The sequence below is a fragment of the Streptomyces hainanensis genome (assembly GCF_004348415.1).
GTDB lineage: Bacteria > Actinomycetota > Actinomycetes > Streptomycetales > Streptomycetaceae > Streptomyces > Streptomyces hainanensis.
In genome coordinates, this window is sequence record NZ_SMKI01000407.1 from 1 (window position 1) to 7,102 (window position 7,102).

Sequence of the window (7,102 nt, forward strand, 5' to 3'; positions counted from 1 at the left end):
GAGTTCGTCGGCAGCTTCAGATGTGTATAAGAGACAGCAAGAACCCCCACCCACCCGGGCCACAGCGGCCAGCGTCAGGCGTCGCCCCCGGCGGAGCCGGGGTCGGCCGCCGCGACGTCGAGCAGCTGGTAGCGGTCGACGGCCTGCTTCAGGACGGAGCGGTCGACCTTGCCGTCCTTGGCCAGCTCGGTCAGCACGGCGAGCACGATCGACTGCGCGTCGATGTGGAAGAACCGCCGCGCCGCGCCGCGGGTGTCGGCGAAGCCGAAGCCGTCGCCGCCGAGCGACTGGTACCGGCCGGGTACCCAGCGCGCGATCTGGTCGGGAACGGACCGCATCCAGTCGGAGACGGCCACGAACGGACCCTCCGCGCCCGAGAGCTTCCGCGTGACGTACGGCACGCGCTGCTCCTCCTCCGGGTGCAGCAGGTTGTGCTCCTCGACCTCCACGGCCTCGCGCCGCAGCTCGTTCCAGGAGGTCGCGGACCACACGTCCGCCTTGACGCCCCACTCCTCGGCGAGGATCCGCTGGGCCTCGACGGCCCACGGGACGGCCACGCCGGAGGCCATGATCTGCGCCGGGACGGTGCCCGCCTCGCCGCGCCGCAGCAGGTGGACGCCGCGGAGGATGCCCTCCACGTCCACGTCGGCCGGCTCGGCCGGCTGCTGGACCGGCTCGTTGTAGACGGTCAGGTAGTAGAAGACGTCCTCGGAGCCCTCGCCGTACATCCGGCGGAGGCCGTCCTTCACGATGTGCGCGATCTCGTACCCGTAGGCCGGGTCGTAGGCCACGCAGCCCGGGTTGGTGGAGGCCAGCAGCTGGCTGTGGCCGTCCGCGTGCTGGGTGCCCTCGCCGGTCAGCGTGGTGCGCCCGGCGGTCGCGCCCAGGACGAAACCGCGCGACATCTGGTCGGCCATCTGCCAGAACTGGTCACCGGTCCGCTGGAACCCGAACATCGAGTAGAAGACGTAGACCGGGATCAGCGGCTCGCCGTGCGTGGCGTACGCCGAGCCGGCGGCGATCAGCGAGGCCGTACAGCCCGCCTCGGTGATGCCGTCGTGCAGCATCTGGCCGGTCGGCGACTCCTTGTAGGAGAGCAGCAGGTCCCGGTCGACCGACTCGTAGGTCTGGCCGAGCGGGTTGTAGATCTTGGCGGACGGGAACATCGCGTCCATGCCGAACGTGCGGTACTCGTCCGGCGCGATCAGCACGAACCGCTTGCCGATCTCCTTGTCCCGCATCAGGTCCTTCAGCAGCCGCACGAACGCCATCGTGGTGGCGATCTGCTGCTGCCCCGAGCCCTTCCTGACCCCCGCGTACGCCTTGTCGTCCGGCAGCGCCAGCGGCTTCGCCCGCACGACGCGGGTCGGCACGTAGCCGCCGAGCTCGCGCCGGCGGTCGTGCATGTACTGGATCTCCTCGGAGTCCCTGCCGGGGTGGTAGTACGGCGGGGCGCCGTTCTCCAGCTGGCCGTCCGGGATCGGCAGGTGCAGCCGGTCGCGGAACCGCTTCAGGTCGTCGGCGGTGAGCTTCTTCATCTGGTGGGTGGCGTTGCGACCCTCGAAGTTCGGGCCGAGCATCCAGCCCTTGATCGTCTGCGCCAGGATCACCGTGGGCTGCCCCTGGTGCTCCTTGGCCGCCTTGAACGCGGAGTAGACCTTGCGGTGGTCGTGGCCGCCACGGCCCAGGTGCAGGATCTGGTCGTCGGTCATGCCCTCGACCATCGCCCGCAGCCGGTGGTCGCCGCCGAAGAAGTTCTCCCTGATGTAGGAGCCGGTCTCGGTGGCGTAGGTCTGGAACTGACCGTCCGGGGTGGTGTTGAGCTTGTTGACCAGGACGCCGTCCCGGTCCTGCGCGAGCAGCGGGTCCCACGAGCGGTCCCACACCAGCTTGACCACGTTCCACCCGGCGCCGCGGAACACGGACTCGAGCTCCTGGACGATCTTGCCGTTGCCGCGCACCGGGCCGTCGAGGCGCTGCAGGTTGCAGTTGACGACGAACGTCAGGTTGTCCAGGCCCTCGCGTGCCGCGATCGACAGCTGGCCGAGCGACTCGGGCTCGTCCATCTCGCCGTCGCCGAGGAAGGCCCACACGTGGGAGTTCGTGGTGTCGGCGATCCCGCGCGCCTGCATGTAGCGGTTCATCCGCGCCTGGTAGATGGCGCTGATCGGACCCAGGCCCATGGAGACCGTGGGGAACTCCCAGAAGTCCGGCATCATCCGCGGGTGCGGATAGCTGGAGAGGCCGTAGGGCGCCTTCGACTTCTCCTGCCGGAACGCGTCCAGATGACGCTCGGAGAGCCGGTCGAGGAGGAAGGCGCGGGCGTAGATGCCCGGCGAGGCGTGACCCTGGAAGTACACCTGGTCACCGCCGTCGCCGCCGTCCTTGCCGCGGAAGAAGTGGTTGAAGCCCACGTCGTAGAGAGAGGCCGAGGAGCCGAAGGTGGCGATGTGGCCGCCCACCCCGATTCCCGGCCGCTGGGCACGGGAGACCATCACGGCCGCGTTCCAGCGGGTCGCGTTCAGGATCCTGCGCTCGATCTCCTCGTTGCCGGGGAAGAACGGCTCGTCCTTGGTCGCGATGGTGTTGACGTAGTCCGTGCTGCGCATCTCGGGCACGGCCACCCGCTTCTCACGGGCGCGCTCGATCAGGCGGAGCATGAGATAGCGGGCCCGCTCCCGGCCTCGCTCGTCGACGGCGGCGTCGAGCGAGTCGAGCCACTCCTGAGTCTCCTCAGGATCGAAATCCGGGACCTGGCTGGGTAGGCCGCCAATGATGATCGGGTTGCGATCTGATCCGGAAGCCACGCTGTTCCTTCACTGTGAGTTGTCTGCTCTGCTGTGTCGCGCCGCCTCCATCGTGTACCGCTGACGGCGAAACGTCATCTCTACTAGGCGGTAATCATCGTCCGTGATCTTCTTTGGATCCCTACAAAAGGCGGCTCGACGACAGGTTCGCCGACCGGCAACCCTACGCCCCCGGGGTTCCCCGACCACGAACACCCGTTCGCGGAGCTATGGCGCAGATCACGCCGGAGCCGCCCCGGGATCGGGGTCCGGCGCCCGTCGACTCCGCTCCGTGATCGGCCGGGGACCGCCGTCCGGCCCCCGCCGGGAGCCGTCGACGGCGGCCCCGGCCCTGGCCCGCGGAAACGGCCAAGACGTCAACGTTTGGGCAGGCGCGGCCGCCGGGTACTTGCGCGATCCGCCCCGCACGTGTGGACTACGGCCCAAGCCGCGCACACGCGCGCGCCTACCCGTACTTTTCCAACACAGGACAGGAGCAATCCGTGAGCGCGACCGCGGACCACGCGGAGGAGCGGACCAACCCCGCCGCCAGGCTGGGTTTCCAGGCCGGACAGGTGGTCCAGGAGCTCGGCTATGACGACGACACCGACCAGGAGCTCCGCGAGGGAATCGAAGCCATCACGGGCCAGGATCTCGTCGACGAGGACTTCGACGACGTGGCCGACGCGGTGGTGCTGTGGTTCCGGGACGAGGACGGCGATCTCACCGACGCGCTGGTGGACGCCACCACGATGATCGACCCGGGAGCCCCGGTCTGGCTGCTGACACCCAAGACGGGACGGTCCGGCTACGTCGAACCCAGTGACATCGGCGAGGCGGCCCAGACCGCGGGCCTCTCCCAGACCAGCACCTTCAGCGCGGGCCGCGACTGGTCGGCCAGCCGGCTGGTGACCCCCAAGGGGGCCGGCAAGAAGTAGCCAGGTTCGGCGCGGGCGCGTCCACTCCCCGGGGGCCGGGATGCCTGCCGGGGGCTCGTCGTAGGCTGGGCGGCGTCACTTTACTTTCGGCAGTGGAACGGATTACGCGCCCATGGCAATCGAGCCCGCCCAGCCAGCTCCCGATTTCCGGCTGAAGAACCAGCACGGCCAGACGATCTCGCTGTCCGACTTCCGGGGCGAGAAGAACGTCGTGCTGCTCTTCTACCCGTTCGCTTTCACCGGCGTCTGCACCGGCGAGCTGTGCGCGCTCCGCGACGAGCTGCCCACCTTCGTCAACGACGACGTGCAGCTGCTGGCCGTCTCCAACGACTCCCCCTTCTCGCTGCGCGTCTTCGCCGAGCAGGAAGGCCTCGAGTACCCGCTGCTGTCGGACTTCTGGCCGCACGGCGAGGTCTCCCGGGCCTACGGCGTCTTCGACGAGGAGAAGGGCTGCGCCGTCCGCGGCACCTTCGTGATCGACAAGCAGGGCGTCGTCCGCTGGACCGTGGTGAACGGACTTCCGGACGCCCGCGACCTGAACGATTACGTCACGGCCCTCAAGGGGCTGTGAGCCCACGGTCGGTCCTGGGTACCGACCGGGTGGGACGCGTGTGCGGCGTGGGGCGGCAGAGCCCCGCGTGGAAGGAGTGAAGTAGCAGGTGGCCAACGGGGGAGTCAGTCTCGGCAAGGGCGCCAACGTCTCGCTGACCAAGCGGGCCCCCGCCCTGACCGCGGTCAGGGCGGGGCTCGGCATGGGGGCACCTCCCGGCGTCAGCCGGGGGAGAGCCCGCGTCGCCGGCACCGGCGGCGCGGACGTCGACCCGGACGCCAGCGCCCTGCCGACGGACGCCCGGGGCCGGGTCCTCAGCGACGACCACTTCGTCTTCTTCAACAACCTCAAGTCCCCCGACGGCACCGTCGAGCACCTCGGCGACGAGCTTGTCGGCTCCACGGACTCCGCCACCGGCGGAGACGAGGAGGAGATCAACGTCGACCTCGCGGCCATGGCGCCCGAGGTCGACAGGATCGTGTTTCCCGTGTCCATCTACGAGGCGGAGGCCAGACGACAGAACTTCGGCCTGGTCTCCGACGCCTATATCCGCATCATCAACCAGGCCGACGGAAGGGAACTGGCCCGTTACGACCTCACCGAGGACGCCTCGACGGAGACCGCCATGGTCTTCGGCGAGCCGTACCGGCGCGTTGGCGAGTGGAAGTTCCGCGCCATCGGCCAGGGGTACGCCTCGGGTCTGCGCGGGATCGCCCTGGACCACGGGGTCAACGTCTGACATGTTCGCCTGCATATCCGCGGCCCCGCGCGGGAGACTGGACTTCTTGTGCTACTGAAAACCTTTGGCTGGTCATTCGGCGTCACCATCGCCGGCCTCCTCTTCGCCCTCTACTTCTGGGGCTGGGAGGGCTTCGCCGTCGTGGCGATCCTCTCCGTCCTGGAGATCTCGCTCTCCTTCGACAACGCCGTCGTCAACGCCGGCGTGCTGAAGCGGATGAACGCCTTCTGGCAGAAGATCTTCCTGACCATCGGCATCCTCATCGCCGTCTTCGGCATGCGGCTCGTCTTCCCCGTCGTCATCGTGGCGGTCACCGCCGGAGTCGGGCCCATCGAGGCCGTCGAGCTGGCCCTGGACGACCCCGACCGGTACTCCGAGATGGTCACCGACGCCCACCCGGCGATCGCGGCCTTCGGCGGCATGTTCCTGTTGATGATCTTCCTCGACTTCATCTTCGAGGAGCGGGACATCGTCTGGCTGAAGTGGCTGGAGCGCCCGCTGGCCAAGCTGGGCCGGATCGACGCCTTCTCCGTCGGCGTCGCCCTCGTCGCCCTGCTGCTCACCGCCACCACCGTCGCCCACCAGGCGTACCAGCACGGCGGCCTGCACGTCGACAAGACCGAGACGGTGCTGCTCGCCGGCCTCGCCGGCCTCCTGACCTACCTCGTGGTCGGTGGCCTCTCCGGCTACTTCGAGAACCGTCTCGAGGAGGACGAGGAACGCGCCGCCGAGGCCGAGGAGGAGGCCCAGGCGGAGGCGAAGCGCACCGGCAAGGAGCAGACCGTCGTGGGGCTCGCCGGCCGCGCCGCGTTCTTCCTGTTCCTCTACCTCGAGGTGCTCGACGCGTCGTTCTCGTTCGACGGCGTCATCGGCGCGTTCGCCATCACCAACCACATCTTCTGGATGGCGCTCGGCCTCGGCATCGGCGCGATGTACGTCAGGTCCCTCACCATCTACCTGGTGCGGCAGGGCACCCTGGACGACTACCGGTACCTGGAACACGGCGCCCACTACGCCATCGGCGCCCTGGCCGTCATGCTGCTGATCAGCATCCGCTGGCACCTGCCCGAGGTCGTCACCGGCCTCGTCGGCGTGGGCCTGATCGCGGCCGCGTTCTGGTCCTCCGTCCGCGCCAACCGGCTGGACGCGTCATCAGGAGGCTCCGACGGATCGGGCAACGGCTCATCACAGAAGCCGGTCAGCTCCGGCGTGTGAGCCAGGTGTGAGCGGCTCGCACCCGCGGAAACCTTAGAGCGGGGCGGGTTCGGTCGACGGTCCGGCGACGGACACGACCGCCCGCCCCGCGGTGTACCCGGTCGGTTGGTTCTTCGGTTGGCTCTTCGGTGAGGGGTGGGGAACGATGGCGTCCCTGTGGTCGTACCTGCGAAACGGCGGCGCGGCCGACATGAAGTTCGACACGGTGGGCGGCATGTCCAGCTACGCCCAGGAGCTCACCAGGCGCCGCCCCACCACCCCGCTGACCGCGCCAGGCGCGGACTCCGGCACCCTGCGGATCGACCTGTCCTGGCGGATGCGGAGCAGCACGGACTTCGGCAGCGGCCGGGCCGGCTGGCAGAGCCTGCTGCGGCACCCGATGGACATCTTCAAGCCGGCCGAGATCAAGGGCCACTCGCAGGGCGTCGCCACCATAGACTTCGACCTCGCCTGCATGTACGAGCTCACGGATGGCAGCAAGGGCGTCGTCCAGTCCGTCGGCGGCCTCCTCGGCGACTTCAACGACCCGCCGTTCATCAAGCTCAGCGGCGACGACCGCTTCGGCACCGCCTCCGGCGAACAGATCTACGTCAACCTCGACGACAAGGACCAGTTCAAGCGGCTGCTGGTCTTCGTCTACATCTACGACGGCTCGGAGGCCTTCGCCCGCGCCGACGTCGTGGTCACGCTCGTCACGGCCGACGGCAAGAACATCGAGATCGGCCTGACGGACCCCGTCCCGCAGGCCAGGGCCTGCGCGGTGGCGCTCATCGAACCCCACAAGGGGCAGCTGGTCGCGCGGCGGGAGGTCAAGTACGTGCTGGGCTTCCAGTCCGAGATCGACCGGCTGTACGGGTGGGGGATGTCGTGGGGG

General features: G+C 68.9%; 6 protein-coding genes. 5 read left to right on the forward strand and 1 reads right to left on the reverse strand.

Features of this window, described 5'->3' with window-relative positions; genetic code table 11:
• Positions 1-74 precede the first annotated feature (74 nt).
• Positions 75-2,807, reverse strand: a complete 2,733-nt coding sequence (gene aceE / locus E1283_RS28380; RefSeq protein WP_132821025.1) for a pyruvate dehydrogenase (acetyl-transferring), homodimeric type — start codon at positions 2,805-2,807, stop codon at positions 75-77.
• Between the two features lie 482 nt (positions 2,808-3,289).
• Between aceE and E1283_RS28385 the strand changes: the two genes are divergently transcribed.
• The 5 genes from E1283_RS28385 to E1283_RS28405 all read left to right on the forward strand — a co-directional run.
• On the forward strand, positions 3,290-3,724 hold the full coding sequence (locus tag E1283_RS28385; protein ID WP_132821026.1) for a DUF3052 domain-containing protein: 435 nt from the start codon (positions 3,290-3,292) through the stop codon (positions 3,722-3,724).
• Between the two features lie 112 nt (positions 3,725-3,836).
• A complete protein-coding gene (locus tag E1283_RS28390) occupies positions 3,837-4,295 on the forward strand; it encodes a peroxiredoxin (protein ID WP_132821027.1) in 459 nt (152 codons plus the stop codon).
• 88 nt (positions 4,296-4,383) lie between these two features.
• On the forward strand, positions 4,384-5,013 hold the full coding sequence (locus tag E1283_RS28395; protein ID WP_132821028.1) for a TerD family protein: 630 nt from the start codon (positions 4,384-4,386) through the stop codon (positions 5,011-5,013).
• 48 nt (positions 5,014-5,061) lie between these two features.
• Entirely contained in the window at positions 5,062-6,228 is a 1,167-nt protein-coding gene (locus E1283_RS28400; RefSeq protein WP_132821029.1) for a DUF475 domain-containing protein, read from the forward strand.
• Between the two features lie 145 nt (positions 6,229-6,373).
• Positions 6,374-7,102 (forward strand): Tellurium resistance (locus E1283_RS28405; RefSeq protein WP_132821030.1); only part of this gene is annotated, 729 nt, incomplete at its 3' end.